Annotated in this window: 1 protein-coding gene and 1 pseudogene; both read left to right on the top strand. The window is 76.1% G+C overall.

All coding sequences use genetic code 11. From position 1 onward, the window contains the following. Positions 1–1,297: pseudogene (locus NBX02_RS02615) on the top strand (hypothetical protein); the annotation flags it as partial. Then, the coding region (locus tag NBX02_RS02610; RefSeq protein ID WP_250289819.1) for a hypothetical protein at positions 1,294–2,151 on the top strand (858 nt) is incomplete at its 3' end. The pseudogene NBX02_RS02615 and the gene NBX02_RS02610, both read left to right, overlap by 4 nt.

Raw genomic sequence — 2,151 nt, 5'->3', positions numbered from 1 at the left:
GTCCCCGGCCGCGGCCGGGCCCATGGACGTGCGACGGACGGCGGCGCTGGGTCAGCCCGCGCTCCTGGTACCGGCCGCGGCTGGCGCCCCGGCGGCGGACGGGCCACCAACGGCTACCAGGCCCAGCGCGGCGGGCGGGCCCCCGGCAACAATCACACCTCCGGCGGTCGTCACGACCACGGCGGCGATCGTGCACCCGGCGGCGGATGTGGGCGTACCGACGCCCGAGCCCCAGGCGTCCTGGATGCCCGCGCTGATCAGCGCCGCCGCCCGGCGGGCCATGCTCGAGCTCACCATCGCCGGTCTCTTCGGGACGCTGGCGACCTGGGGCCGCACGACGCTCGGCGCGGTGACGGGCAACAACCGCTACTTCGCCCTCAGCCAGGAGCGGGCGGACGCGCTCGGCCTCGACGACGAGCTCGTCCCGATCTCGCCGCCAGGCTCCCGGCACCTGCGGGCCCTCGCGCTACGGACCAGCGACTGGCAGCGGCTGACCGACACCGGCCTGGCGACCCTGTTGTTCCGGCCGGGGCCGCGGCCGTCCCCGGCGGCCCGCGCCTACATCGCGGCGGGCGAACGCTCCGAGGTCGACCTGGCGTACAAGTGCCGGATCCGCAGCCCCTGGTGGCAGGTCCCCCTCCCGGCCGCACCGGCGGACCTGCTGCTGACCTACATGAACGCGGACACCCCGCAGCTGGCGACCAACCGGGCCGGGGTGGCGCACCTGAACTCCGTCCACGGGGTCGTCCTCGTCCCCGAGCACCGGCGCACCGGGCGGGACCTGCTGCCGCTGGCCGCGCTGAACTCCGTGACGATGCTCGCCGCCGAGACGGTCGGGCGCGCCTACGGCGGCGGCATGCTGAAACTCGAGCCGCGGGAGGCGGCCCGGCTGCTGGTCCCCGCCCCGGAGCTGGTCGAACGGCTGCGTCCACAGCTGTCCGCGGCCCGCCGCGGCGTGCTGCGCGCGCTGGCTGCGGGACGGCTCGCCGACGCGGTGGCAGGCGTGGACGAGCTGCTGCTCGCCGGCGGGGCCGGGCTGGACGCCGCCGCCATCGAACAGATCGTAACTGCCCGCCACACCCTGTGGTCCCGCCGCCATGCCCGCGCACGTGCGGGCATAGGCCGTGCGGGCATGGGCCGTGCGGACCCAGGCCATGCGGGCATGGGCCACCCGGACCCAGACCACCCGGACCCAGGCCACGCGGACGCGGAACGCGCCGCCCCGGAACGCCCGCTCTCGCGGCGCCCGGACCCGGGCCGTGCGGGCCCGCGACGCTCGGGCAGCGGGCCCGGGTGAGCCGCCGCCCGGACAAGCTCGTCGCCTACGAGCCGGTGCTCGCCCGCCATCCTCCGACGGATCCATGGCGGCACATCGCCGGCGCGCCGCCGTGCTACGCACCCGACTACGACCTGCTCGGCGAGCTGCTGACCCAGCCGGTGCGCGGCGGCGAGACGTCCGAGAGCGGCGCGTTCGCCAAGGGGATCGACGCCTGGATCGCCCACGAGCTGCGCCGCGCCGGGTTCGGTGCCGACGAGGTCTGGCCGCGAGCCACCCAGCCGAGGGTGCTGCCGCGTGACGTGGCCGTGCTGCTCGACAAGCTGCCGAAGGCGCTGGCCGACGAGGTGCGCGCCCGGGTGGGCGCGATGCCGGCGGTGACCCCGGCGGACGCGGTGATCCTCGGGCGCGCCTACGACAAGCAGGTCGACGTCGTGATCTCCCGCTGGGAGCGCGGCCCCGAGCTCCTGATCAGTACGAAGGCACAGGTCTCGTCGTTCGGGAAGAACCTGCCGAACCGTTTCGAGGAGGCCTACGGGGACGCCGGGAACCTGCGGGGACGCTACCCGCTGGCCGCGGTCGGCTTCCTGTTCGTGCAGCGCTCGACGATCCTCGACACCGAACCGGACGCTTTCGAGCGGACCATCGACATGATCCGCAAGCTGCGCGCGGGCGTGGGCGCGCCGGGCGGCGTGGGCGCCGACAGCGGCGGCTACACCGCGACGGCCCTCGTCCTCGTCGAGTGGGATGACATCGCCACCGGCCCGCCCGACGGCACGAACGCCAGTCCGCCCGCCAGCCCGGAGACCGCCCCGGCCGGTGGTGCGAGCGCCGCTCCCCTGGCCGGTGGTGCGAGCGCCGCTCCGGACGCCGCC

The sequence above is a fragment of the Protofrankia sp. CiP1_Cm_nod1 genome, assembly GCF_920888515.1.
Lineage (GTDB): Bacteria > Actinomycetota > Actinomycetes > Frankiales > Frankiaceae > Protofrankia.
This window is presented reverse-complemented; position numbering and strand designations above follow the sequence as displayed.